Below are 25,569 nucleotides of genomic sequence, written 5' to 3' on the forward strand. Positions count from 1 at the left end.
TGACGGCCGTCATTTTTTTGTGGAAAGGTCGACCCTCAAGGGGGAAGGTGTCCGTAGGGGCACATCGCAATTCGGGGCCGGGAATCCGTCAAAAACGTTTGCGTTGCGTAACAACTCTGTGGGCTGCGGCGCCTGTCGGCGTCCGATCGGCCGCACCGGGTTCCTACGCGGGTCGACGTGACCATTCCCGTCGTCGGGTCGATCGCTGGGGAGAGTGTGTCGTGGTTGTTGGATCGTCGCCCGTCAGCGGGCATCGTGGCCGCCGGGGGGCCGGCCACACCGGGTGCGGGGCGAGTTGGCCTCTGGGCGTACGCCGGCTGCGCTAGAGCAAACGAGAGCGCTGCTGCCGTGAACCTCTCCGTCACACCAGGGCGCTCATCATCGCGAGAGGTCGCGCCGCTGCCGGCGCCCCGGCTCGCGATGGGCGTCGTCACCGCCGTCTTCGCAAGCATCAGTCTCATCGGCTTTCTCCACGTCATGTTCCTGCCGGTCGGTCCGGTCGCGATCGCGCTGTCGTTCACCTGCATCGCCGTGCTGATGGCGATGCAGTTGCTGTGGTATGGCCGGGACAACGGGCGCCTGCGTACGCCGCTGGGCTACGGCGTCCTCGCCACCCAGGCCGCGCTGGTCTACCTGCCGATCCTGACCTTCGGCCAGGCGTGGGTCGGCATGCCGGGCTTCCTGGCCGGCAGCGTGCTGCTCGTGCTGCGGGCGGTAACGGCGTGGGTGACCTTCGCCCTCATCGTCGCCTCGATGGCCGTCGCCCAGTGGCTCTTCACCCAGGCGCCGATCGACATGCTCTACACCGCGATCTCCACCGTCACGACGGGGCTCGTGGTGTACGGGCTGTCCCGGCTGACCGCCCTCGTCGTCGAGGTGCAGGAGAGCCGCGCGGAGATCGCGCGCATGGCGGTGCTGCGGGAGCGGCTGCGGTTCGCCCGCGACCTGCACGACCTGCTCGGCTACAGCCTGTCTGCCATCTCGCTCAAGATCGAGCTGGTGCACCGGCTGATGGAGAAGTCACCGCAGGAGGCGAGCGACCAGCTGCTGGAGATCCTGGAGATATCGCGGGTCGCCCTCTCCGACGCGCGGACCGTCGCCAGCGGCTACCGCGAGTTGTCGCTGGAGGAGGAGTGCCGCTCAGCCGTGTCCGTGCTGTCCGCCGCGGACATCCAGGTGCGGCTGGACAGCGACCACCTGGACCTGCCGGTCCAGGTGAGCACGGTGCTCGCCACGGTGCTGCGGGAGGGGGTGACCAACATCCTGCGGCACAGCAAGGCCAAGCGCTGCGACATCACCATCCGGCAGACGCAGGACGACGCCTGGATCGAGATCGTGAACGACGACCTGGCCGTCGGCCCGCCGCGGGACCCGGGCAGCGGTCGCAACGGGCTGCGCAACCTGTCCGTACGCGCCGAGGAGATCGGCGGTTCGCTGACGGTCGACCAGCAGCCCGACCAGTTCCGGCTCTGCGCCAAGGTGCCGCTGCGGCTGGAGCGCCACGGGGCGACCCGGTCACAACCAGCCGGCCTCCCGGGCGACCCGGATGGCGTCGACGCGGTTGCGCGCGGAGAGCTTGTTGACGATCGTGGTCAGGTAGTTGCGGACGGTGCCGACTGACAGGAACATCTGCGCCGCGATGTCGACGGCCTGGAGTCCCTCCGCCGTGAGGCGGAGGACTTCGGTCTCGCGCGCCGTGAGCGGGCACTCGGCGCTGTCCCAGGCGGACATGGCGAGCTGGCTGTCGACGACCCGACGGCCGGCGGCGACGCTGCGGATGGCGTCGACCAGCTGCTCGGTCGGGGCGTCCTTGAGCAGGAAGCCGGTCGCCTTGGCGGACAACGCCCGGCGCAGGGTGCCCGGTCGGCCGAGCGCGGTCAGGACCAGGGTGCGGATCTCCGGCAGGTGGGCCTGGATGTCGGCGATGGCGGAGAGCCCGTCCTTGCCCGGCAGGTCGATGTCGATCACGGCGACGTCGGGCCGGAACCGCTGCGCCATGGGCAGGATCTCCGTGCCCGAGGCGACCGCGGCGACGACCTCGATGTCCGGCTCCAGGTTGAGCAACGCGACCAGCGCATCTCGGACCATGTGCATGTCCTCGGCCAACAACACCTTGATCAACTTGGCATCCCCTGTCGGGCCGGCGCAATTAACCCCGTTCTATCACGCGCCAGCACGCATCATGAATGCTCTTTTCGCGCCCGCGCGCGAGGTGTCGCAAAGCCATTTCCGACGGTCGATCGACCCATTCACATTCCGTGTACGCCCAGATACTCCTCGTTACAGGAAATGTCGTTTTCGGGTAGTCCGACGGCAAATTCGCCGACGCCGACCTCCGCCGGCCAGTCGAGCCCGAAAGCCGATGCGGAAACCCTGGCGTCGCCCATGGTGAGCGCGCACGTGGCGAGCCCGAGCATCGTGGCGACGAGGCAGAGCGTCTGCTGGAGCATGCCGACGTGCTTCAGGGTGCTGGCGTAGGAGATGCTGTCGTACACCCAGGAGAGCCGGCCCACCCGCGCGGTCATGGTGATCAGCACCGGCGGGGGCCGCCGGCCCCCGACGGAGACGCGGGCGTTGTCGAGCAGTTCGTCGACGTCCGCCGGGCTGGCGTTGACGAGGGTCAGCGCGTGCTCGGCCGGGCTGTAGTGGTAGATCCCCCGCCGCAGGTCCGGGCAGCGGTCCACCGTCAGGTACAGCTCCAGCTCGTACAGCGAACCCGCGCTGGGATACGGCCGCCGCGTCACCGTGTACCGCACGTTGTCGGGAGCCGTGGCCACCGTCTGCATCCGGACCCTCGCCGCGTGGAACAGCAGCTCCCCGAGTTCGCGGGTCGACGGCGCCGCCTCGGCGAACGTGCGGGTGGACCGGCGCCGGTCGAGGGCCTCGGTGAGCGTCATCCCGTGCGGAACCGTGACGGGCGGCCGGTACATCGGGATCCGCGGCCCGGCGGGCGCCGGCTTGACGGCGGGCGGTGGCGGCAGGGTCGCGACGTGACGGAACGTCGCGCCGGCGGGGTCGTCGTGCGTGCCGAGCCTGCTGCGCGAGTGGAACAGCAGGTCGTACGGCGACCACATCGCCAGCGTGGGGTCGGAGTCCTCGTGGAACCGCGACGTGCCGGCCTCACCGACGACGACCATGCCCGCGCCGACCAGGTAGGCGACGATGTCGGCGACCCCCGGGAGCGCCAGGCCGACCCGCCGCGCCACCTCGACGACGGTGGTCGCGCGGGGAAGCGCGCCGAGCACCAGCGACACCTGCGGCCGGTGCAGCACCACCCGGTGGTGCGACAGCGGGGACTCGAGCACCAGCTCGCCGTCCCGCTGGTGCGCGAACGCGAAACGGGACAGCCTGACCGGTTGGTCCTCGGCCACCTCCGGCAGCTCGAACACCCCCAGCGGGGACACCGGCTGGACGGACAGCAGCGGCACCGGCGAGTCCCGCGAGCCGAGCGAGCGGACTATCCGGCCGGGCAGCCGGTCGAAGACCGCCCGCAGGACGCGCCCGTCCAGCCCGGCGACGTTGCCGAGCGCGACCGGCCCGTAGGTCATGCGGTGCAGGACCTCCTCGACGGCGGGCGCGGGGCGGCCCACCGGGACGTCGCCCCAGCGGGTGAGGATGGTCAGACTGCCGTCCTCAGCCGTCTCGATGGTCACGTCGTCCCGGAAGGACCACAGCGACAGGCTCGGTCCGGGGCGGGACGTGTCGGCGTCGGATGGCAACCTGGCTCCTCGACGGGCGTGGCCGGGCCACGTGCGCCCGCTCTACACGAAAAGTGGTATCGGGTTGAGGTTCTCGTACTCCGTGGGTCGGTCGAGCCTGCCGAGCTGCACCGGGACGTCGAACAGTCTGCCCGGCGCGAACCTCGCCCAGAAGCCGCGCATCCCCGGCACGATGGCCTTCACCACGGGGAGCCCGACGTCCGGGCGGGTCTGGTCGAGCACGAGCACGTCGAGTCCCAGCGCCTCCAACCTGTGCTGAACCGAGCGGACATCGGACAGCAGATCATCCGTCGGGGTGTGGCGGTAGTCGCTGAGCCGGCGTGCCGGCACCGCCGGATCGGGCCGCAGGTAGGCGTCCCCGGCCCAGGTGGCGGTGCGCCACCACCGTACGGCGTCGGGATCGGACCAGCCGTACCCGTCGTCGTCGTCACCGCCGACCTCGGCCACGGTCGGCATCAACTGGTTCATCTCGGTGAGCGCGCGGACCAGCGCCGCCCGCGGGTCGGGGTGGGTGCCGAAGCCGAACATGATGTCCTCGCACCGCTTGTCGGTGCGCCGGGACAGCGCGGCCATGGTGGGGATCCCGACGTCCGACGACACGTCCAGGACCCACACCTCGCGGTGCAGGCCCGCGTAGACCTCCCGCAGCTCGTCGATCCAGCGGTCGCGGAAGCTGTCCAGGTCCACGGCGGGGGCCTGGGTGCGGTTGTACCACCAGAGGGCCACCGCGTCGCGTTCCACCACCTCCAGCAGGCCCTGGAGCAGCGCGTCCTCCAGACTGCTGCCGGCGGCGTTGCCGTTGGAGTCCGCGCACAGCGACATGCCGCCGTGCTGCTCCGGCACGTTGAAGTAGAGCATCGAGGTGGGCAGCAGGCGGTGCCGCTGCTCGGTGAGCGACCACACCGGGGTCCAGCTCGTCACGGCCGCGTCGTCGAACGGCGCGCACACGTACTGGAACGGCGAGCAGGTGGCGTTCCAGCGGGCGCGGTCGGCGTACTGCCGCTCGTCGAACAGCAGGCAGTCGTCGGGATGGATGGCGGTGTCGGCCAGCTCGGTGTAGCTGCCGGTCACCCGGGCCTCGTCGCCGTGGAAGTAGGCGCTGTGCCGCTCGATGGCCTCGCACAGCGCGCTCACCTCGGCGTGCACGGGGGTCACCCCCTTGCCGCCGTTCTCGGCCCGGAGCGCGAAACGCATCTGCTCGGCGTTCCTGCGCGTGGTCATCGCGAGGTTCGGGCCGGAGCGGAACGAGTTGAAGAAGGCCGGGCCCCGCCCGTCGCGGGTGATCTCCTTGACCACGCCGCTGACCGGGCTCACCAGGTGCCCGTAGTCGCGCAGCACCCGCTCCGGCGGCAGGGCCCGGTGGCTGCCCCCGGAGCGGGACGCCTTCGGCCGGCTGCGCAGCGGCACCGGGCGGAACGCCCGGTCACGCTCGATGCCGGGGTCGCCGCACTCCGGGCACTGCGGCCGGGCGCGCACCTCGTGGTGGGCGCCGCGCAGCGTGACGCTGTCCAGCGTCCACACCGCGCGCTGCCCGTCGTGCCGGAGCCCGGCCGTCCACTTCGCGGCCTCCAACGCCACCAGGTGCAGGGCGGCGGCGCCGAGCGGGGGCAGCGACACCGGCGGAGTGCTGATCTCCGCGTCGGAGCCGACGACGGCGCGCAGGCGCGTCTCGGCCTGGCGGTGGCCGCGCAGCCGGTGCCCCAGGCAGTGCCAGCACCCCGTCGCGGCGGCGGGGTCGAACACGGGCCCCACCCACACCTGTGCGCCGCCGGGCTTCGCGAGGAGCCAGGGCCGGCGTGCGGCGCGATGCGCGGCGTCGACGGCAGCCAACCCCTCGTCGAGGTAGTCCTCACAGAGCACAATCGATAAGTCGGTCGGCGGGGCCGATAAGTTCCCGGACTCCCGCGTCACCGTCAGACCGGCCGCGCGCAGCGCGGCCTCCGCCGCCCCGGCATCCTCCGCACGACCGCCGACGCGGACGAGGCCGACGCGGGCGGCGGTGGTGGCCCGTACGGCGGCGGTGGGGTCCAGACCCGCCGACTCCCAGTACGCGAGCGCGGGCTCGTCGGCCTCCGCCTCCTGCGCGGGCCGCAGCGTCACCAGGCCGGCGTCGACGAGGCGCCGGACGACCGTGCCGATCTCGGCGGGCGACATCCCGGCAGGACTGTCGCGGACGAGTTCCGTCAGGTCCCGGGTGCCGTCGAGCAGCGGGGCCAGCGCCTCGACGTGCGCCCCGCTGACCGAGGTCGCCCCACGCTCGGAGAGCAGGTAGACCGCGTCACCGCGTACCACGTGGGCCCGCAGGTGCCGCTTGAACCCGACGCGCAGTTGCGCATCCCCACCCGACATGGCTGCTCCCTGCTCGACCAGTGCCGCTCCAGCGACACTCCAGCGTGCCTCCAGCCAGCCTCGCGGCAGCGCAGGCTGCGGGCAAGTGCCGCGGTCACATGCTCCCCCCTCGTTTGGTCACGCCCGTCCATGACGCGGTCACTATCGGCTCGACCTTGACTTGGAATAGCGTGGAAGCCTGTCCTGACTCCCCCTGGTCGGAATCGTCGCTCCCGTCACGGAACCAGTACGCCGACACCACTCGTCGGCGGTGGAAAGTGCGGTGGATCCGACTGATAGCGAGGTCGGCGAAATGATTACCAAGTTTGCGGAACTGGGATCGATGTCGCACGAGGAGAAACTGACGCTCCTCGCCGCGTTGCTGGAGTCGGCGGCCGACCCCGCAACGGAGATCCGGCGCCCCGAGCCGCCGCCGGTCGCGCCGCCGCGGCACCCGGCGGGAAACCCGCTCGCCGGACTGCGGTTCGAACTGCTCGGACCGCTCGTCATCCGGCACGACGGGGTCGACATCGCACCGAGCGCACCGAAGCTGCGGCTGGTCCTGTCCGCGTTGCTGTTCAACGCGAACCAGCCGGTCGGCGCGTCGGTGCTCGTACGGGAGCTGTGGAGCACGGGGGCGCCCCGCACCGCCCACGCCACCCTCCAGACGTACATGTTCAAGGTGCGCAAGCTCTTCCGCGGCGTGCTCGGCGGCTCCGTCGAGGACATCGCGCGCGACGTCCTGCTCACCTGCTCCGGGGGCTACACGCTGCGGGTGGACCCGAAGCAGCTCGACATCGTCGAGTTCGACGAGCTGGTCACGGCGGGCACCGCGGCGATGCACGCGGGCGACTACGAGCAGGCGGGCGCGCACCTGCGCCGGGCGCTGGCGCTCTGGCGCGGCAACGTCGTGCACCAGGGGCAGTGGGGCCCGCAGCTGCGCGCCCAGGCCGCGCGGCTCGAGGAGCGCCGGTTCTACGCGTACACCACCAGGATCGACGCCGACCTGTGCCTGGGCCGGCACCGGGAGGCGACCTCCGAGCTCGCGTCGCTGGTCGTGGAGCACCCGCTGCACGAGTCGGCGCACACGATGCTGATGCTCGCGCTGCACCGGTCGGGCCGCACGCCGGCGGCGCTGGAGGTCTACCTGCGGTTCCGCCGGCGGATGATGGGCGAACTCGGCATCGAGCCCTCGGAGCGGATCCAGGCGCTGCACCTGGCGCTGCTGTCGACCGACCCGCTCCTGGCCGATCTGTCGCTCACCTCCGACATGCTGCTGGACCGGCTCGTCGGTCGGGCCCGCCAGGGGCGTCGGCTGAGTTCTTCCGCTGTTACCGGGTGATGGACCGGCCGCGATTACCTTCAATTTCGCACTCGTGCGCAAAGGAGGAATAGCAATGACCACATCGCCGGTGAAGAACAGTGCGCCTATCGGGCGTGCGACATTTGCCAACGACCCGGGACTGCTTTCGGACGTGCTGCGCCCGTACGCGAGGCCGAAGACCCAGTACCTGAAGTCCGCGACGGTCACCGTCGCCAACGGGCTGGCGAGCGCGGAGGGCGAGTTCGCCATCCCGTACCCGTGCTACATCGACGACACCGGTCACCTCAACTCGGTCGAGGTGAACATCTGCTTCAACCAGCTCATGTACTACCTGATCGCCAAGTGCGTCCAGGACCGGGCGGTTCCCGCGCTGGCCGCGTGGACGATGGACGACTACTGGGCCAAGCAGTTGCCGGACATGCTCATCGCGAACTTCACCAGCAGGTTCCGCCGGCCGATCGACTCGTCGTCGTTCCGCGGCGAGGTGTCCTTCGCCGAGTTCAGCGAGCGCAACCGCAGCAAGCCGGTCCAGATCATCGACATGCCCTGGCGCTTCTGGGACGCCCAGGGCGGCGTCGCCGACGGCGAGGTGCGGATGGCGCTGGTCAACCCGCCCGGCATGCGTTTCCAGGCCGACGCGGCCTGAGCCGCCCCCACCCGCACGTCCCCTGAGGAGGACCCGGTGACTGTTCAGTTGCGCACCCTCGTCGACGTGGTGCGCAGGCACGCCGTCCAGCAGCCGGACGTCGTCGCCATGGTCTGCGAGGGCCGGCGCGTCGACTACGCCACCCTGCACCGCGTCAGCAACCAGGTCGCGCGCGGCCTCCAGGCGGCGGGCCTGCGCCCCGGCGACCGCATCGCCTACCTGGGCAGGGAGTCCGAGCACTACTACGAGCTGCTCTTCGGCGCCGCCAAGACGGGCGTGGTGCTGGTGCCGATCAACTGGCGGCTGGCCGCCGGCGAGGTCGAGCACATCCTGCGCGACTCCGGTGCCGCCCTGCTCTTCGTCGACTCCGACTCGGCCGCCACCGCCGAGAAGCTGGCGGCGGAACTGCCGACGCTGACCGGGGTGGTCGGGCTCGACGAGCCGGGTGCCGCCGGCGCCGGCTTCACCGCCTGGGTCTCGGCGCAGCCGGACGCGAACGTGCTGGCCAGGGTCACCCCCGACACGCCGCTGGTGCAGATGTACACCAGTGGCACGACCGGGCTGCCGAAGGGCGTCGTCCTCGCGCACCGCAGCTTCTTCGCGGTCCGCCAGGCCCTCGCCTCGGCGGAGCTGGACTGGATCGACTGGCGCGAGGGCGACGTCAGCCTCGTCGGCATGGCCGGTTTCCACATCGGCGGCCTGTGGTGGGCGACGCAGGGCTTCGTGTCGGGCGTGACGAACGTGGTGATGCGCGAGTTCACCACGGCGGGCGCGGTCGAACTGATCAGGACGCTGCGCGTCACCACCGCCTGCCTGGTGCCCGCGATGCTGCGGCTGCTGCTGGCGGAGCCCGGCGTGTCGAGGGAGGACTTCACCTCGCTCCGCAAGGTGATCTACGGCGGCGCGCCCATCTCGGCGGCGCTGCTGGCCCGCTGCGTCGAGGGCTTCGGCTGCGAGTTCGCCCAGATCTACGGGCTGACCGAGACCGGCAACACGGCCATCTGCCTGCCCCCGGCCGACCACACGCCGGACAGCGGCAGGATGCAGGCGGCGGGGCGTCCCTACCCGGGTTTCGAGGTCAAGATCGCCGACGACAAGGGCCAGCCGCTGCCGCCCGGCGAGATCGGCGAGGTCTGGCTGCGGACCCCGGCGGCGATGGTCGAGTACTGGAACATGCCCGAGGCCACGGCGAAGACGCTTGTCGACGGCTGGGTCGTGACCGGGGACGCCGGCGTGCTGGACGAGGACGGCTACCTGTTCATCCGGGACCGGATCAAGGACATGATCATCGTGGCGGGGGAGAACGTCTACCCCGCGGAGGTCGAGCACGTCATCGGACGCCACCCGCTGGTCGCCGAGTCGGCGGTCGTGGGCGTGCCCGACGAGCGCTGGGGCGAGGCCGTGCACGCGTTCGTGGTGCCGGTGGAGGGCCAGCAGCTCACCGAGAGCGACCTCGCCCTGCACCTGCGCGGCAAGCTCGCCGCCTTCAAGCAGCCCCTGCACTACGAGTTCATCGACCGGGTGCCGCGCAACCCCAGCGGCAAGATCCTGCGCCGTGAGCTGCGTGAGCGATTCTGGCAGGGTCACGAGCGCAGGGTGAGCTGAGCGCGATGACCGCGGCGACCATCGGGCGCGACACCCGTGCCCCGCTGTACCGGCTGCCCGGGCCGGCGCGGCGGCACGGCGGCACGCCGCTCGACGCCCTCGCCGAGGTCGCCGCCATCCACCGCACGACGATCGCGGCGCCCGGAGAGACCGGACGCCGCGAACTCGTGGCGCGAGGCGTCGCAGCCCACGTGCGCGTCGTGGGCGGCCCCGACCGCGCACCCGACCCCGGCGTGGTCGACGAGGTCGTCCGCCCGGAGGAAACCCGGGCCCGTCCCGTGTCCGCGCTCGCCGCCGGCCTCGTCCGGCGACGTGGCGCGCACGGGCACGTCCCGCTCTGACACACGATCCCCTACCGGTCCGCTCTTGGAGTGACGTCGATGCCCGACAACGAGGAAAAGCTGCTCGACTACCTCCGGCGGACGACAGCGGAGCTGCGCGAGACGCGGCGGAAGCTGCGCGACGCGGAGGAGGCCGCGCACGAGCCCATCGCGATCGTCGGCATGGCGTGCCGGTATCCGGGGGGCGTGCGTACGCCGGAGGACCTGTGGGAGCTGGTCGCCGCCGGACGCGACGGGATCGGCGGCTTCCCCACGGACCGGGGCTGGAACGTGGGGGAGTTGTACGACCCGAACCCGGGCGCCCCGGGCCGGTCGTACACCCGGGAGGGCGGCTTCCTGCCCGACGCCGCGGACTTCGACGCCGAGTTCTTCGGGATCAGCCCGCGCGAGGCGTTGACCACGGACCCGCAGCAGCGGCTGCTGCTGGAGACCTCGTGGGAGGCGTTGGAGAACGCCGGCATCGACCCGGCGGGGCTGCGGGGCAGTGCCACCGGCGTGTTCGCCGGGATGATGTACCACGACTACGCGGGTAACAGCTCCACGGGCTCGATCGCCTCGGGCCGGGTGGCGTACACGTTCGGGCTGGAGGGGCCGGCGGTCACCGTCGACACGGCGTGCTCGTCGTCGCTGGTGGCCCTGCACCTGGCCGGGCAGGCGCTGCGCAACGGCGAGTGCACGCTGGCGCTGGCCGGCGGCGTGACGGTGATGGCGACCCCGGAGACCTTCATCGAGTTCTCCCGGCAGCGCGGGCTGTCGCCGGACGGCCGGTGCAAGTCGTTCGCCGCCGCCGCCGACGGGACCGGCTGGTCCGAGGGCGTCGGCGTGCTCGTGGTGGAGCGGCTGTCGGACGCGCGGCGCAACGGCCACCGGGTGCTGGCGGTGGTCCGGGGCACGGCCGTCAACTCCGACGGGGCCTCGAACGGCCTGACCGCCCCGAACGGGCCGGCGCAGCAGCGGGTCATCCGGGCCGCGCTGGCCAACGCGCGGCTGTCGGCGAGCCAGGTCGACGTGGTCGAGGCGCACGGCACGGGCACCGTCCTGGGCGACCCGATCGAGGCGCAGGCGATCCTGGCCACCTACGGGCGCGACCGGGACCGACCGCTGTGGCTGGGCTCGATCAAGTCGAACATCGGTCACACCCAGGCCGCGGCCGGCGTCGCCGGCCTGATCAAGATGGTGGGCGCGCTGCGGCACGGGCTGCTGCCGCGCACGCTGCACGTCGACGAGCCGTCCCCGAAGGTCGACTGGTCGGCGGGGGCGGTGTCGCTGCTGACCGAGCCGGTGGCGTGGCCCGCCGGCGACCGTCCGCGGCGTGCCGCCGTGTCGTCGTTCGGCATCAGCGGCACCAACGCCCACGTGGTGCTGGAGGAGCCGGAGCCGGCGGAGTCCCCCGAGCCGGCCGCCGCGGCCGAACCGCCGGTGATCCCGTGGGTCCTCTCCGGACGGACGCCGGAGGCGGTACGGGCACAGGCCGCGCGCCTCGCCGGCGCGGTGGCGGGCCGCGACCCCCAGGACGCCGGGTTCGCCCTGGCCGTCGGGTTCACGCTGGCCGTGGGGCGCACCGCGTTCGAGCACCGCGCCGCGGTGGTGGGCCGCGACACCGAGGAGCTGGTACGCGCGCTGGAGGCCGGCGTGCAGCCGACCCCGGCGGGCACGGGCGGGCGGCTCGCGTTCCTGTTCACGGGGCAGGGGGCGCAGCGGTTGGGCATGGGCGCCGAACTCGCCGCCGCGTACCCCGTCTTCGCCGCCGCGTTCGACGAGGTGTGCGCCGTCCTGGACAAGCACCTCGACCGGCCCCTACGCGAGGTCATCGACACCGACGAGCTGCACCAGACCGGCTACACCCAACCCGCCCTGTTCGCCTTCGAAGTCGCCCTCTACCGACTCGTCGAATCCTGGGGCATCCGCCCCGACCACCTCGCCGGACACTCCATCGGCGAACTCACCGCCGCCCACATCGCCGGCATCCTCGACCTCACCGACGCCGCCACCCTCGTCACCGCCCGCGCCCGCCTCATGCAGAACCTCCCCACCGGCGGCGCCATGATCGCCGTACAGGCCACCGAAGACCAGGTCGCGCCCCACCTCACCGATGGGGTCGGCATCGCCGCCATCAACACCGCCACCGACCTCGTCCTCTCCGGCGACGAGACCGCCACCCACACCGCCGCCGAAACACTCGCCACACTCGGACACAAAACCAAACGCCTCACCGTCTCCCACGCCTTCCACTCCCACCTGATGGAACCCATGCTCGACGACTACCGTGCCGTCGCCGCGTCCATCACCCACCACCAACCCACCATCCCCGTCATCTCCACCGTCACCGGCCGACCCCTCACCCCCACCCCCGACTACTGGGTCGACCAGGTCCGCCACACCGTCCGCTTCCACGACGCCATCACCACCCTCACCACCACCTGCAACGTCGACACCTTCCTCGAGATCGGCCCCGACACCGTCCTCGCCACGGCCGCCGCCACCGGCGACACCACCGCCATCGCCACCACGCGCCGCGGACAACCCGAAACCGCGACCCTCGTCAGGGCCGTCGCCGCCCTCCACACCCACGGCGTCCCCGTCGACTGGCCCACCTTCTTCGCCGGCGCCCGGACCACCGACCTGCCGACGTATCCCTTCGAACGCCAGCGGTACTGGGTGGAGAACGCGGCCGCGACCGGGGCGGCGAGCCGGCTCGGGCTCGCCGACACCGAGCACCCCCTGCTCGGCGCGGCCGTCGCGCTGCCCGACTTCGACGGCGTCGTCTACACCGGCCGGCTGTCGACCGGCACCCACCCGTGGCTCGCCGACCACGTCGTCGCCGGCGCCGTGCTCGTCCCGGGTGCGGCGCTTGTCGAACTCGCGGTGCACGCCGCGGACGCGGTCGGCTGCCCGGTGGTGGAGGAGCTGACCACCGTCGCCCCGCTGGTCCTGCCCGCCGACGGCGCGGTGCAGCTGCGGCTGCGCGTCGGCGAGCCGGACGAGCAGGGCCGCCGCACCGTCGAGATCCACTCGCGCGGCGAGCACACCGAGACCTGGACGGCGCACGCCACCGGACTCGTCACCGCGGAGGCGGTCACCGTGCCGGACACCGTGACCGAGTGGCCCCCCGCCGACGCCCGGCCGGTCGACCTGACCGACGCCTACGACCGGCTCGCCGACCGGGGTTACGAGTACGGGCGGGCGTTCCGTGGCGTCACGGCCGTGTGGGAACGCGGCGACGAACTGTTCGCCGACGTCGCCCTCCCCGAGGCGGACGAGCGCTTCGCGCTGCACCCCGCCCTGCTGGACGCGGCCCTGCACGCCCCGCTGCTGGCCGACCAGGCCGGTACGGGGAGCGCCGTGCTGCCGTTCTCGTGGCAGCAGGTGGTGCTGCACGCCACGAACGCCACCGCCCTGCGGGTCCGGATCGTCCCGGTCGAATCCGGCTGGGCGATCACCGCGACCGACGGCACGGGCGCCCCCGTGGTGTCGGTGGGCAGGCTGGAGACCCGGCCGGTAGGCGCGCTCGACGCCCGCCCGGGCCACCACGACTCGCTGTACGAGCTGACCTGGACCCCCGTGCCGGCCGCCGGGGAGCAGGACGGGGACGTGCGGGTGCTCGACACGACCACGTTCCCGCCCGGCCCCGCCCCGGCGGACACCCCGGCCGGCGTCCGTGCCGTGCTGCACCGCGTCCTCGACGAACTCACGTCGTGGCTGGCCGAACCCACCGGCGCGCGCATCGTCGTGCGTACCCGGGGGGCGGTGGCCCTGCCCGGCGAGGACGTCACCGACCTCGCGGGCGCCGCCGTGTGGGGGTTCGTCCGCTCGGTCCAGGCCGAGCACCCCGACCGCGTCGTCCTGGTCGACGGCGACGTGGTGCTGGCCGACGACGAGCCACAGCTCGTGGTCCGCGACGGCGTCCCGCACGCCGCCCGGCTGGCCCGGGCGACCACCGCCGACCCGGTCGACACGGACTTCGGCTCCGGGACGGTGCTGGTCTCCGGTGCCTCCGGCGCGCTGGGCGCGGTGGTGGCCCGGCACCTGGTGACGGTGCACGGGGTGCGTGACCTGCTGCTGGTGTCCCGTCGGGGCGCGACCGCGCCGGGCGCCGCGGAGCTGGCGGCGGAGCTGACCTCGTCGGGCGCGTCGGTGCGGTGGGCGGCCTGCGACGTGGCCGACCGGGACGCGGTGGCGGCGCTGGTCGCCGGCTGTGAGCTGTCGGCGGTGATGCACGTTGCCGGCGTGCTGGACGACGGTCTGCTGGCGTCGTTGTCGCCGGAGCGCCTGGACCGGGTGCTGGCGCCCAAGGTGGACGCGGCGTGGCACCTGCACGAGGCGACGGCCGGGACGGGGCTGTCGGCGTTCGTGGTGTTCTCGTCGGCGGCGGGCGTGTTCGGCAACGCGGGCCAGGCGGCGTACTCCGCCGCGAACGCGTTCCTGGACGCGCTGGTCGTGCGCCGCCGGGCGGCCGGCCTGACCGGGCAGTCCCTGGCGTGGGGCATGTGGGACGGCGGGATGGCGGGCGAGCTGACCGCCGCGGAGCGGCAGCGGCTGGCCCAGGCGGGCGTACGCGCCCTGCCGGTCGACGAGGCCCTGCGGCTCTTCGACGCCGCGCTGACCTGCGCCGCGCCGGTCCTCGTACCCATCGGGCTCGACCTCGGTGTGGTCGACGGTCCGCTCTACCGCGGCCTGGTGCGCCCCCGGACCCGGCGGGCGGCGTCCACCGGCAACGGCCTCGCCGCGCGCCTGGCCGGCAGGTCCGGCCCGGAGTGCGCGGACCTACTGCTGGACCTGGTCCGCACGAACGTCGCGACGGTGCTCGGGCACCGCGACCCCGACGCCGTCGACCCCGGTCGCGCCTTCACCGAGCTGGGCTTCGACTCGCTCGCCGCGCTGGAGCTGCGCAACCAGCTCAACGCCGCGACCGGCCTGCGGCTGCCCGCCACCCTGACCTTCGACCGCCCCAACACCCGCGCGGTCGCCGAGCTGCTGTACGAGCGGCTCGTCCCCGACACCGGCGGCGACGGCGGGCTGCCCGAGGACGAGGTCCGCCGCATCCTGCTCGCCATCCCCCTCAGCCGGCTGCGGGACGCCGGCCTGATGGACAGCCTGCTCGAACTGGGCGGCGTACGGGTCGCCGCCGCCGAGCCGGACGCCGCACCCAGCGGATCCATCGACGACATGGACGCCGACGCACTGATCAGCATGGCGCTCGCCGACCTCGGTGAAGCGACGACGGAAGCGGGGAGCTGACCACATGGCCAACTCGGAGGAGAAGCTCGTCACCGCGCTGCGGGCCTCGCTCAAGGAGAACGAGTGGCTGCGGGAGCAGAACCGCAAGCTGAACTCGACGCTGCGCGAGCCGATCGCCATCGTGGGCATGGCCTGCCGCTACCCCGGCGGGGTGCGGACCCCCGACGACCTGTGGGACCTCGTGGCCGCCGGCGGGGACGGGATCACCGGCTTCCCCACCGACCGCGGCTGGAACGTCGCGGAACTCTACGACCCCACGCCCGGCACGCCGGGGCGGTCGTACACCCGCGAGGGCGGCTTCCTGCACGACGCGGCCGAGTTCGACCCGGAGTTCTTCGGGATCAGCCCGCGCGAGGCGCTGACCATGGATCCGCAGCAGCGGCTGCTGCTGGAGACCTCGTGGGAGGCCTTCGAGAACGCGGGCATCGACCCGACCGGGCTGCGCGGCAGCGACACGGGCGTCTTCGCCGGGATGATGTACCACGACTACGCGGAGAACAACGCCACCGGCGCCATCGCCTCCGGCCGGGTGGCGTACACCTTCGGCCTGGAGGGGCCCGCCGTCACCGTCGACACCGCGTGCTCGTCGTCGCTGGTCGCCCTGCACCTGGCCGTGCAGGCCCTGCGCAACGGCGAGTGCTCGCTCGCGCTGGCCGGCGGGGTCACCGTGATGGCGACCCCGGAGACCTACGTCGCGTTCTCCAAGCAGCGCGGGCTGTCGCCGGACGGCCGGTGCAAGTCCTTCGCCGCCGCCGCCGACGGCACCGGCTTCGCCGAGGGCGTCGGCATGCTGATCGTGGAGCGGCTCTCCGACGCCCGGCGCAACGGGCACCCGGTGCTCGCCGTCGTCCGCGGGACGGCGGTCAACCAGGACGGCGCCTCCAACGGCCTGACCGCCCCGAACGGGCCGGCGCAGCAGCGGGTCATCCAGGCGGCGCTGGCCAACGCGCGGCTGTCGGCCAACCAGATCGACGTGGTCGAGGCGCACGGCACCGGCACCACCCTGGGCGACCCGATCGAGGCCCAGGCCATCCTCGCCACCTACGGCCAGGACCGGGACCGGCCGCTGTGGCTCGGCTCGGTCAAGTCCAACATCGGTCACACCCAGGCCGCCGCCGGCGTCGGCGGCATCATCAAGATGGTGCTCGCCATGCGGCACCGGCTGCTGCCGAAGACGCTGCACGTGGACGCCCCGAGCGACCAGGTCGACTGGACCGAGGGGTCGGTCGACCTGCTGACCGAGGCCGTCGCCTGGCCCAGGGGCGCCGAGCCGTCCCGCGCCGGCGTCTCGTCGTTCGGCGTGAGCGGCACCAACGCCCACGTGATCATCGAGGAGCCGCCCGCGCAGGAGACCGCGCCGCCCGCCGAGGCGGCGACCGGGCCCGTGCCCTGGGTGCTCTCCGGCCGTACGCCCGAGGCCCGCCGCGACCAGGCGGCCCGGCTGGCGGCCCACCTCGACCTGCACCCCGCCGCCCCGGCCGACGTCGCCGCCGCCCTGGCGACGCGCGCCCGGTTCGAGCACCGGGCGGTCGTGGTCGGCGCGGACCCCGCCGAGCTGCGGGCCGCTCTGGCCGCCGTCGCGGCGGACGAACCCGCGCCGACCGTCGCCACCGGCGCCGCGCTGGGCGACGAGCCCCGGGTCGTCTTCATGTTCCCCGGCCAGGGCTCGCAGTGGGCGGGCATGGCCGTCGAGCTGATGGACACCGCCGAGGTGTTCGCGGACCGGATGGACGAGTGCGCGCGGGCCGTCGACGCGTTCACCGACTGGTCGCTGCTGGACGTCGTCCGGGGTGTGCCCGGCGCGCCGTCGCTCGACCGGGTGGACGTGGTGCAACCCGTGCTGTTCGCCGTGATGGTGTCGCTCGCGGAGCTGTGGCGGTCGTACGGCGTGCGGCCCGCCGCCGTGGTGGGGCACTCGCAGGGCGAGATCGCCGCCGCCGTCGTCGCCGGCGCGCTCAGCCTCGACGACGGCGCCCGCGTGGTCGCGCTGCGCAGCCGGGCGATCGCCGCCGGGCTGGCCGGGCGCGGCGGCATGGCCTCCGTGGCGGCGCCCCGGGCCGACGTGCAGGAGCGCCTCGCCCGGTGGGGCGAGCGGATCTCCGTCGCGGCGGTCAACGGTCCCGCCGCCACCGTCGTCTCCGGCGAGCCCGACGCCCTCGCCGAGCTGCTGGCCGCGTGCGAGGCCGACGGCGTGCGGATGCGGATGATCCCGGTGGACTACGCCTCGCACTCCGCGCAGGTCGAGGCCATCCGGGACGAGCTGTTGCGCGTCCTCGCCGACGTCCGGCCGCGCAGCGCCGACGTGCCGCTGTACTCCACGCTCACCGGCGAGGTCGTCGACACCGCCACCCTCGACGCCGGGTACTGGTACGCGAACCTGCGCGGCACGGTCCGGTTCGAGGAGGCGATCGACCGCCTGCTTGCCGACGGGCACGACGTCCTCGTGGAGATCAGCCCCCACCCCGTGCTCGGCATGGGCGTACGCGAGATCCTGGACCGCGCCGACGCCCCGGCCGCGCTCGTCGCCTCGCTGCGGCGCGACGAGGGCGGCCTGTCGCGCTTCCTGCTCTCCCTGGCCGAGGCGTACGTCCGTGGGGTCGCCGTCGACTTCTCCCGGCACACCCGCGGCGTCCCGGCCCCGCTGCCGACGTACGCGTTCCAGCACCAGCGGTACTGGCAGCTCGCGGCGGCGTCCGCCGTGGACGCCCGCGGCCTCGGCATCGACGTCGTCGGTCACCCGCTGCTCGGTGCCGCGCTCACCGTCCCGGAGCGGGACCTCGTCGTGCTCGCCGGCCGGATCAGCCTGGAGACGCACCCGTGGCTGGCCGACCACGCCGTCCTGGACACCGTCCTGCTGCCCGGCACGGCGCTGGTCGAACTTGCCGTGCGGGCCGGCGACGAGGTCGGCTGCCCGGCCGTCGAGGAACTCGTCATCACCTCCCCGCTCGTCGTCCCGGCACACGGCGGGGTGGCCCTGCGGCTCACCGTGGAGGCACCGGACGAGCACGGCCGCCGCGCGCTCGGCGTCTACGGGCAGACCGACACCGAGGCGAAGATCGGCATGTGGACCCGGCACGCCACCGGTGTCCTCGCCGCCGCCACGGGAGCGGGGGAGCGCCTCACCCAGTGGCCGCCCGCCGACGCGTCGGCCGTCGACCTCGGCGACCTGTACGACCGGCTCGCCGGCCTCGGCCTCCAGTACGGCCCGGTGTTCCAGGGCCTGCGGGCGGCGTGGCGGCGGGGCGACGAGACGTTCGCCGAGGTGGCCCTGCCGCAGGGGATCGACGTCGACGGCTTCGGCCTGCACCCGGCGCTGTTCGACGTCGCCCTGCACGCCCTCGCCGCGGACGTCGGGGACGGCGCGGCGAAGCTGCCGTTCTCCTGGAACGGCGTGACGCTGCACGGGGCCGGCGCGACGAGCCTGCGCGTCCGGCTCACCAGGACGGGGGCGGACAGCGCGACCCTGCTCCTCGCGGACCACACGGGCGCCCCGGTGGCCACCGTGGCGGCGCTCACCGTACGCACGGTGGCCCCGCAGGCCCTCAAGGGACGCAGCGGCTTCGTCGAGTCGCTGTTCCGGCTGGAGCAGGCGCCGCTGACCGCCGGCCGGGGCGAGCGCGGTACGTGGCAGACCCTGGGCGGCACGGCGGTCTTCGGCGCGCCGCCGGTGGCGCTGGCCGACGTGGCCGCCGACACGCTGTTCCTGCCGTGCTTCTCCGACGCGCCCGGCATCTCCGGGGTGTCCGACCTGACGGCGTACGCGCTGGGCACGATCCAGCGGTGGCTCGCCGATGCCCGGCAGGCCGAGACCCGGCTCGTCGTGGTGACCCGCCCGGACGACCTCGCCGGCGCGGCGGTGCACGGCCTGGTCCGCTCCGCGCAGGCGGAGAACCCGGGGCGGATCGTCCTGCTGGAGGCCGACGACACCGCCGACGAGCTGGTGGCGGCGGCGCTGGCGACGGGCGAGCCGGTGCTCACCGTCCGCGACGGCGTGGTGCGCGCGCCCCGCCTGGCCCGGGTGCCCGAGCAGGACGTCGCCGGGCCGGCGGTGTTCGGCCCGGACAGCAGGGTGCTCGTCACCGGTGGCACCGGCACCCTGGGCGGGCTGGTCGCCCGCCACCTGGTCACCGCGCACGGCGTACGCGACCTCGTGCTGACCAGCCGCCGCGGCCTCGCCGCCGCCGGCGCGGAGGAGCTGCGCGACGAACTCGCGGAGCTGGGCGCGACCGTGACGGTGCTGGCGTGCGACGTCGCGGACCGCGACCAGGTCGCGGCCCTGCTCGCGGCGCACCCGGTCACCGGCGTCGTGCACACCGCGGGCGTGATGGCCGACGCCACCATCGCCACGCTCACCCCGGAGCGGCTCGCCGAGGCGCTGCGCCCCAAGGTGGACGCGGCCTGGCACCTGCACGAGCTGGCCGGCGACGTCACCGCCTTCGTGCTGTTCTCCTCGGCGGCGGGCATCTTCGGCAGCCCCGGCCAGGGCGCCTACGCGGCGGCGAACGCGCTGCTCGACGCGCTCGCGGCGCGACGCCGGGCCGCGGGACTGCCCGCCCACTCGCTCGCCTGGGGGCTGTGGGCCGAGCGCAGCGAGATGACCGCCGAGGTGGGCGGCGCGCAGCTGAGCCGGATGGCGCGCAGCGGCATGAGCGAGCTGTCCAGCAAGGACGGCCTGGCGCTGTTCGACGCCGCGATCCGGACGGCCGACGCGCTGCTGGCGCCGGTGCCGGTGGACCTCGCCGCGTTCGGCCGGGACGACCGGGAACCGCCGGAGCTGCTGCGCGGCCTGGTCCGCGCCCCCGCCCGCCGGGCGGTGGGCGGCTCCTCCCTCGCCCAGCGGCTGGCCGAGGTGCCCGCCGAGCGCTGGACCGAGGTCGTGCTGGAGGCGGTGCTCACCCGGGTCGCGTCCGTCCTCGGCTACGCCCGGGCGGACCGGCTGCCGGCGGGCCGCCCCTTCAAGGAACTGGGCTTCGACTCGCTCACCGCGCTCGACCTGCGCAACCAGCTCGGCGTGGCGACCGGGCTGCGGCTGCCGGCGACCCTGGTCTTCGACTACCCGACGCCCGAGGCGCTGGCCGGGCACCTGGTGGAGCAGCTGGCCGGCGGGCGGACCGCGACGGCGGACGTCGCCGTGGCCCGGCACGACCACGAGCCGGTCGCGATCGTCGGCATGGCCTGCCGCTTCCCCGGCGACGTGCGCACCCCCGAGGACCTGTGGCGGCTGCTGGTCGGCGGCGGCGACGCCATCGGGCCGTTCCCCACCAACCGGGGATGGAACCTCGACGCGCTCTTCGACCCCGACCCGGACACGTCGGGCACCAGCTACGTCGACCAGGGCGGCTTCCTCCACGACGTGGCCCACTTCGACCCCGGCTTCTTCGGCATCTCCCCGCGCGAGGCGCTGGCGATGGACCCGCAGCAGCGGCTGCTGCTGGAGACCTCGTGGGAGGCGTTGGAACGGGCCGGCATCGACCCGACCACGCTGCGCGGCAGCCGGACCGGCGTGTACGCGGGCGTCATGTACAACGACTACGGCACCGTGCTGAGCGCCTCCGCCGAGTCCGTCGACGGGTTCCTCTCCACCGGCAACTCCGGCGGCGTGATCTCGGGCCGGATCTCGTACACGTTCGGGCTGGAGGGCCCGGCGATGACCGTCGACACCGCCTGCTCGTCGTCGCTGGTCGCCCTGCACCTCGCCGTCTCCGCGCTGCGCAACGGGGAGTGCTCCCTCGCGCTCGCCGGCGGCGTGTCGGTGATGTCGACGCCGGGCACCTTCCTGGAGTTCTCCCGGCAGCGCAACCTGGCCCCCGACGGGCGGTGCAAGTCGTTCGCGGGCGCGGCCGACGGCACGTCGCTCTCCGAGGGCGTCGGCGTGCTGGTGGTCGAGCGGCTCTCCGACGCCCGGCGCCACGGGCACCCCGTACTGGCCGTGGTGCGCGGCTCGGCGGTGAACTCCGACGGCGCCTCCAACGGGCTCACCGCGCCCAACGGGCCGTCGCAGCAGCGGGTGATCCGGGCCGCCCTGGCGGACGCGCGGCTGTCCCCGTCCGACGTCGACGTGGTGGAGGCGCACGGCACCGGCACCACCCTGGGCGACCCGATCGAGGCGCAGGCCGTCCTCGCCACGTACGGGCAGGAACGGGCCGCGCCGGTGCTGCTGGGTTCGGTCAAGTCGAACCTCGGGCACACGCAGGCCGCCGCCGGCGTCGCCGGCATCATGAAGGTGGTGCTGGCGCTGCGGCACGGCGTGCTCCCGCAGACCCTGCACGTGGACGAGCCCTCGCCGCACGTGGACTGGTCCGCCGGCGCGGTACGCGTCGCCTCGGCCGCCACGCCGCTCACCGCCGCCGACCGCCCGGTGCGCGCCGCCGTGTCGTCCTTCGGCATCAGCGGCACCAACGCCCACGTCGTACTTGAGCAGGCCGACCCGGCGCCGCCGGCCGACGAGCCGGACGTGCCGTTCACGCCGTGGCTGCTCTCCGCGCGGACCGAGGAGGGGCTGCGGGAGCAGATCCCGCGGCTGCGCGCCCACGTCGCCGCCGACCCGACGCTGCGCCCGGTCGACGTCGCGTACACGCTCGCCACCGGGCGGGCCGGGTTCCCGCACCGCGCGGTGCTGCTCGACGACCAGGTGGTGACCGGCACGGTCGACGGCGGGAAGCTCGCGGTGCTCTTCACCGGTCAGGGGGCGCAGCGGGTCGGGATGGCGGGGGAGCTGATGGGCTTCCCGGTGTTCGCGGCGGCGTTCGACGAGGTGTGCGGCGCGTTGGACGAGCACCTGGAGCGGCCGTTGCGGGAGGTGCTGGGCACGGAGGACGTGCACCTGACGGGGTGGGCGCAGCCGGCGTTGTTCGCGGTGGAGGTGGCGCTGTTCCGGTTGTTCGAGTCGTGGGGTGTGCGGCCGGACTTCGTGGCGGGGCACTCGATCGGTGAGCTGGCGGCGGCGCACGTGGCGGGCGTCTGGTCGCTCGCCGACGCGGCGAGGGTCGTCGCGGCGCGCGGCCGGCTGATGCAGGCGCTGCCCACCGGCGGCGCGATGGTGGCCGTACGCGCCACGGAGGACGAGGTCGCGCCGCTGCTGCCGCCTACGGTCGCCGTCGCCGCGGTGAACGGGCCGGAGTCGGTGGTGCTCTCCGGCGACGAGACCGCCACCCTCGCCGTGGCCGAACAGCTGTCGGGCAAGGGCCGCAGGGCGCGGCGGCTGACCGTGTCGCACGCGTTCCACTCGCCGCTGATGGACCCCATGCTCGACGGGTACCGCGCGGTCGTGGCCCAGGTGGACTGCCGGGAGCCGGCCGTCGCGCTGGTCTCGACGGTGACGGGCGAGCCCACCATCCTCGACACCGACCACTGGGTGCGGCAGGTGCGCGAGCCCGTCCGGTTCGCCGACGCGGTCGCCACGCTGGCCGCGTCCGGGGTCACCACCTTCCTCGAGATCGGCCCCGACGCGGTGCTGACCGCGCTCGGCCGGAACGTGGCCGAGGGCGAGTGGATCCCGGTGTGCCGCAAGGGCCGCGCCGAGCCGGAGACCGTGGCCACCGCGTTGGCCCGGCTCGCGGTGCGCGGCACCACCATCGACTGGCCCTCGGTGGTGCCGGGGCGGACCGTGGAGCTGCCCACGTCCGTGTTCCAGCACCAGCCGTACTGGCCGCGGGCGGGCGCCGGCACCGGCGACGCGAGCGGGCTGGGCCAGACGCGGGCGAACCACCCGCTGCTGGGCGCGGCGGTCGAGCTGCCGGACGGCGGCGCGGTGTTCACCGGCCGGCTCGCGCTGACCACCCACCCGTGGCTGGCCGACCACGCGGTGGCGGACGTGGTGCTGCTGCCCGGTGCGGCGCTGGTCGAGTTGGCGGCCCACACCGGCCGCGAGGTCGGCTGCCCGCGCGTCGAGGAACTGACGTTGGAGGCGCCGCTGGTGCTGCCGGACTCCGGCGGCGTGCAGGTGCGCGTGGCGGTGGGCGAACCGGCGCCGGACGGCGGCCGGGAGGTCAGCGTCCACTCGCGGATCGAGGACGGGGACGGGTGGACCACCCACGCGGTGGGCCGGCTGACCCCGGCCGGGGCCGCCGGCGCCGACCTGCGGGCCTGGCCGCCGGACGCGGAGCCGGTCGACGTCGCCACGGCGTACGACGACCTGTTCGCGCGCGGCCTGCGCTACGGCCCGGTCTTCCAGGGCCTGACCGCGGCGTGGCGGCGCGGCGACGAGGTGTTCGCGGAGATCACCCTGCCCGAACAGGCCCACGACGATGCCGGCCGCTTCGGCCTGCACCCGGCGCTGCTGGACGCCGTCCTGCACGCGGTGGCGTCGACCGGCGACGGCGACCCGGTGCTGCCGTTCTCGTGGCGCGGGTTCACCGTGCACGCGGCGGGCGCCAACCGGCTGCGGGCCCGGATCGTGCCGGGCGACGGCACGGCGGCCATCACCCTGGCCGACGCGACCGGCGCCCCGGTGGCCTCGGTCGAGGCGCTGGCGGTACGGCCGGTGTCGCCCGAACAGCTGGCGGCGCTGCGCCGCGACCGGCACGAGTCGCTGCTGCGCCTGGACTGGACGCCGCTGACCGCCTCGCCCCGGCCGCGTACCGTCGCGGTGCTCGGGGAGCGGATCGACGGCCTCGACGCGACCGCGTACCCGGACCTGGCGGCCCTCGCCGCCGCCGTCGACGCCGGCGCCGCGGTGCCCGACGTGGTGGTGGCGCGGTGCGCCCCGGACCGGGGCGTCGCGGAGGACGCGCGGGCCCGCGCGGCCACCCATCAGGTCCTCGCCCTCGCGCAGCAGTGGCTCGCCGACGAGCGGTTCGCCGCCGCCCGCCTCGCCGTCCTGACCGGCGGCGCGGTGGCCACCCGTCCCGACGGCGACGTCACCGACCTCGCCGGTGCGGCGGCCTGGGGCCTGGTGCGGTCCGCGCAGTCCGAACACGGCGACCGGTTCGTCCTGGTCGACGTCGACGACCAGGGCACCGGGACCGGCCTGTCGGCCGCGCTCGGCTCCGACGAGCCGCAGCTCGCCGTCCGCGGCGCCGAGGTCCTGGTGCCCCGCCTGGCGCGGGCCGGCGCCACCGACGAGACCGCCGCGACCGCCTTCGAGGGGACCGTCCTGGTCACCGGCGCCACCGGCGCGCTCGGTGGGCTCGTCGCCCGGCACCTGGTCACCCGGCACGGGGTCCGCGAGCTGGTGCTGGTCAGCCGCACCGGCCCCGCCGCCGAGGGCGCGGCCGAGCTGCGCGACGAACTCGTCGCCCTGGGGGCCGAGGTCACCGTCGCCGCGTGCGACGTCGCCGACCGGCACGCGCTCGCCGCGCTGCTCGCGGCGCACCCGGTGCGCGGGGTGGTGCACACGGCCGGCGTCGTCGACGACGCCGTCATCACCTCGCTCACCCCGGACCGGATCGACCCGGTGCTGCGGCCCAAGGTCGACGCCGCGACGAACCTGCACGAGCTGACCCGGGACCTGACCGCGTTCGTGCTGTTCTCGTCGGCCTCCGGGGTGCTCGGCGGACCGGGCCAGGGCAACTACGCCGCCGGCAACGCCTACCTGGACGCGCTCGCCCAGCACCGGCGGGCGAACGGCCTGCCGGCCGTGTCGCTGGCCTGGGGCCGCTGGGAGCAGGCGGGCATGGCGGAGCAGCTGACCGAGGCCGACCTGCGGCGCATGTCGCGCTCCGGCGTCGGCGCGCTCGCCGTCGAGGAGGCGCTGGCCCTGTTCGACGCGGCGCTGCACACCGGGGGCATGGTGGCGCCCATCAAGCTCGACCACCGGGCCCTGCGGGAACGCGCCGTCGCGGGCATGGTGCCGCCGGTGCTGCGCGGCCTGGTCCGGGTGCCCGCCAGACGGGCGGCCGACACCGACGCGGGAGCGGCCGACGCGCTGCGGCAGCGGCTCGCGGGCCGGGACGCCGAGGAGGCCGAGGCCGTCCTGCTCGACCTGGTGCGTATCCAGGTGGCGGGGGTGCTGGCCTACCCGGACCCGGGCGCGGTCGCCGCCGACCGGCCGTTCAACGAGCTCGGCTTCGACTCTCTCACCGCGGTCGAGCTGCGCAACCGGGTGAACGCGGCGACCGGGCTGCGGCTGCCCGCGACGCTGGTGTTCGACCACCCGACGTCGAAGGCCCTGGCCGCGTACCTGCGGGCCGAACTCTCCGGCGAGGCGGGCGACACCAACGCGGTGCTGGCCGCGTTCGCCGAACTCGACCGCCTCGAGGCGGTCCTGTCGGACGTCGACGAGCAGTCCCGTACGCGGCTGTCCCTGCGGCTGCGCGACGTGCTCTCGAAGCTGGGCGGCGAGCCCGCGTCCACCGGCAACGACATCGAATCCGCGACCGACGACGAGGTCTTCGCTCTCATCGACAGCGAACTCGGGATCTCATGACA

Annotated in this window: 9 protein-coding genes and 1 pseudogene; 7 read left to right on the forward strand and 3 right to left on the reverse strand. The window is 74.1% G+C overall.

Features of this window, described 5'->3' with window-relative positions:
- Positions 1-420 precede the first annotated feature (420 nt).
- Positions 421-1,620, forward strand: a complete 1,200-nt coding sequence (locus tag ACLQ22_RS30180; protein WP_425695301.1) for a histidine kinase — start codon at positions 421-423, stop codon at positions 1,618-1,620.
- Here the strand turns inward: ACLQ22_RS30180 and ACLQ22_RS30185 are convergent.
- The 3 genes from ACLQ22_RS30185 to ACLQ22_RS30195 all read right to left on the reverse strand — a co-directional run bounded on the left by ACLQ22_RS30185 (position 1,516) and on the right by ACLQ22_RS30195 (position 6,068).
- Complete coding sequence (locus ACLQ22_RS30185) at positions 1,516-2,112, reverse strand: response regulator transcription factor (protein ID WP_425695314.1); 597 nt, start codon at positions 2,110-2,112, stop codon at positions 1,516-1,518. The genes ACLQ22_RS30180 and ACLQ22_RS30185 overlap by 105 nt on opposite strands.
- A 137-nt stretch (positions 2,113-2,249) precedes the next feature.
- Positions 2,250-3,719: a SagB family peptide dehydrogenase gene (locus tag ACLQ22_RS30190; RefSeq protein ID WP_425695302.1), complete on the reverse strand. Its 1,470-nt coding sequence runs from the start codon at positions 3,717-3,719 to the stop codon at positions 2,250-2,252.
- 42 nt (positions 3,720-3,761) lie between these two features.
- Positions 3,762-6,068, reverse strand: coding sequence for a TOMM precursor leader peptide-binding protein (locus tag ACLQ22_RS30195; RefSeq protein ID WP_425695303.1), 2,307 nt, complete (start codon positions 6,066-6,068; stop codon positions 3,762-3,764).
- Between the two features lie 292 nt (positions 6,069-6,360).
- Here ACLQ22_RS30195 and ACLQ22_RS30200 point away from each other — a divergent pair, with 292 nt between their 5' ends.
- The 6 genes and pseudogenes from ACLQ22_RS30200 (at position 6,361) to ACLQ22_RS30225 (ending at position 25,567) form a co-directional block, all read left to right on the forward strand.
- The gene (locus ACLQ22_RS30200; protein ID WP_121396250.1) at positions 6,361-7,389 is read left to right on the forward strand and encodes an AfsR/SARP family transcriptional regulator; all 1,029 of its coding nucleotides are present in this window, start codon (positions 6,361-6,363) and stop codon (positions 7,387-7,389) included.
- Positions 7,390-7,444: 55 nt separating this feature from the next.
- Positions 7,445-8,017, forward strand: coding sequence for an FcoT family thioesterase (locus tag ACLQ22_RS30205; RefSeq protein ID WP_425695304.1), 573 nt, complete (start codon positions 7,445-7,447; stop codon positions 8,015-8,017).
- 36 nt (positions 8,018-8,053) lie between these two features.
- Positions 8,054-9,622 (forward strand): fatty acid--CoA ligase, encoded by a 1,569-nt coding sequence (locus tag ACLQ22_RS30210; protein ID WP_425695305.1) that lies wholly within the window; start codon positions 8,054-8,056, stop codon positions 9,620-9,622.
- Between the two features lie 5 nt (positions 9,623-9,627).
- Positions 9,628-9,963 (forward strand): hypothetical protein, encoded by a 336-nt coding sequence (locus tag ACLQ22_RS30215; protein WP_425695306.1) that lies wholly within the window; start codon positions 9,628-9,630, stop codon positions 9,961-9,963.
- Positions 9,964-10,011: 48 nt separating this feature from the next.
- Positions 10,012-15,201 (forward strand): annotated as a pseudogene (locus tag ACLQ22_RS30220) (type I polyketide synthase); the annotation flags it as partial.
- A gap of 4 nt (positions 15,202-15,205) precedes the next feature.
- Complete coding sequence (locus tag ACLQ22_RS30225; protein ID WP_425695307.1) at positions 15,206-25,567, forward strand: SDR family NAD(P)-dependent oxidoreductase; 10,362 nt, start codon at positions 15,206-15,208, stop codon at positions 25,565-25,567.
- Positions 25,568-25,569: the final 2 nt, after the last annotated feature.

This window comes from Micromonospora sp. DT178, assembly GCF_049841695.1.
Lineage (GTDB): Bacteria > Actinomycetota > Actinomycetes > Mycobacteriales > Micromonosporaceae > Micromonospora.